At 67.8% G+C, this 1,673-nt stretch carries 3 protein-coding genes; all 3 read right to left on the bottom strand.

Annotation, left to right across the window (positions count from 1 at the left end; genetic code table 11):
* Nucleotides 1–27: 27 nt before the first annotated feature.
* Nucleotides 28–195, bottom strand: a complete 168-nt coding sequence (gene rpmG / locus WAL33_RS01135; RefSeq protein ID WP_007673017.1) for a 50S ribosomal protein L33 — start codon at nt 193–195, stop codon at nt 28–30.
* Nucleotides 196–276: 81 nt separating this feature from the next.
* The gene (locus tag WAL33_RS01130; RefSeq protein WP_422177660.1) at nt 277–738 is read right to left on the bottom strand and encodes a DUF6265 family protein; all 462 of its coding nucleotides are present in this window, start codon (nt 736–738) and stop codon (nt 277–279) included.
* A 125-nt stretch (nt 739–863) separates the two neighbouring features.
* Nucleotides 864–1,592, bottom strand: coding sequence for an NUDIX hydrolase (locus WAL33_RS01125; RefSeq protein ID WP_422177658.1), 729 nt, complete (start codon nt 1,590–1,592; stop codon nt 864–866).
* Nucleotides 1,593–1,673 lie beyond the last annotated feature (81 nt).

Raw genomic sequence — 1,673 nt, 5'->3', positions numbered from 1 at the left:
TTGTCATATCGATAGGGACGGCAAGACCTACTTGATCTTGCCTTCCTTGAATTCGACGTGCTTGCGGATGACCGGATCGTACTTCTTCAGCACCATCTTCTCGGTCTTGGTGCGGGCGTTCTTCTTGGTCACGTAGAAGAAGCCGGTGTCCGCCGTCGAGTTCAGGCGGATCTTGATGGAAGCCGGTTTGGCCATGGTCGAATCCCTGCGATGGTCGCGCAGGTCCCTACGCGGTCGAAATAAGAGGCGCGGAACATACTCACCGGCGGCGCAAAGTCAATTGCCGGTCTCGCATCGTTTGTAGGGGAAATCGACGCTTCTGGCCCGGCCGCCGATCTGACCCTCGATGCGGCCGACGATCTCGCCGGCGCCGGCGCGACGATAGATCACCCGCTGGGGAAAATCGTGGGTCGGGTTCTCGAACACCGCCTGGTCCGCGGTCAGGCTCTTGAGCGGGAAGGTCGCCTTCTCCTGCCCCGAGGGCTCGGCGACATAGGCCAGCGAGCCGTCGGCTTCGACGATGCGGACGAACTCGTGCTCACGCAGCTTGCCGTCGCGCACCGTGCGCCCCATGCCCAGCATCACGCCGCCGCCGGGACCCATCCACAGCTCCTCGACCACGCCGTTGGGTCTGGTCTGGATCCAGCAGCCCTTCAGCCAGGCCATCTGGTCGATGGTGGCGGGCGGCCCCGAAGCACTCGGCATGGCTAGGGAAGCGGCGAGGATCAGGGCGAGCATGGCTACCTCTTGCGGCGAAACCCTCGTCCTTCGACAAGCTCAGGATGAGGACTTCGAATGATGGCTCAGCGCGACAATAGCCCTCATCCTGAGCTTGTCGAAGGACGAGGGCGGGCCCGCAAGCTCTACAAATAGCTCAACTGCCGCGCCCCGCGCAGGAAACGCATGAACGGCGCGGGGCGTCCAGGGTCGGACAGGCGCTGGGCCACCTCGTGCACGACGAAGCGGGTGATGTTCGGCAGGTCCAGTTCGCGGGCGGCGTCGAAGTCGAACCAGCCGATCTCGTCCAGCTCGCCGCAGTCGGGCTGGCGCTCCAGGCTCAGCAGGGCCGAGGCGGGGGCCATGAAGAACCGGGCGTCGAAGCGGCGGGTGCGGTAGGGCGGGGTGATCGCCCGGGCCACAAAGGCCAGCGGCGCCAGGTCGGGCAGGGCTCCCTGGGCCAGGAACGGCCGCCAGGCCCCGGCGCCGGGGCGCTCGGGGGCGGTCTTGGCCAGCAGCAGCCCGGTCTCCTCGAAGGTCTCGCGCACCGCCGCCAGGGCCAGGGCGCGGGCCAGGCGGGCGGGACTGGGATGGCGCGGCTCCAGGGACAGGCGCACGGCGGTGTCGGGCGCCAGTTCGCTGGCCGAGGGCGCGAGGAAATCGCCGCGATCCACCCGGCCGCCGGGGAACACCCACTTGTCGGCCATGAAGGCCAGGCCCCGGTTGCGGCGGCCCATCAGCAGGCGCGGCTTGGGCCCGTCGTCGCGGACCACGATCAGGGTGGCGGCATGGCGGGGCTTGAGCGGACCGGCGCCGGCGTCGCGGACGTCGCCGTCGTTGCGGGTGTCGAACTTGGCGTCGATCGGTTCGTCCATGAGCGTGAGCTTAGACCCGACTCACGACGAAGCCAGCCATCCGTAGGGGCAGGAGCAACGTTTAGGGACACGCCGCAAGGG

Origin of the sequence: Caulobacter sp. (genome assembly GCF_049283275.1) — a bacterium.
Classification (GTDB): Bacteria; Pseudomonadota; Alphaproteobacteria; order Caulobacterales; family Caulobacteraceae; genus Caulobacter.
Note: the sequence above shows the minus strand (reverse complement) of the source record. Positions and strands in the feature narration are given on the sequence as shown.

Bases quoted from the DNA above. Each gene is read 5' to 3' on its own strand.
- rpmG (WP_007673017.1), bottom strand. From the start codon at position 195: ATGGCCAAACCGGCTTCCATCAAGATCCGCCTGAACTCGACGGCGGAC.
- WAL33_RS01130 (WP_422177660.1), bottom strand. From the start codon at position 738: ATGCTCGCCCTGATCCTCGCCGCTTCCCTAGCCATGCCGAGTGCTTCG.
- WAL33_RS01125 (WP_422177658.1), bottom strand. From the start codon at position 1,592: ATGGACGAACCGATCGACGCCAAGTTCGACACCCGCAACGACGGCGAC.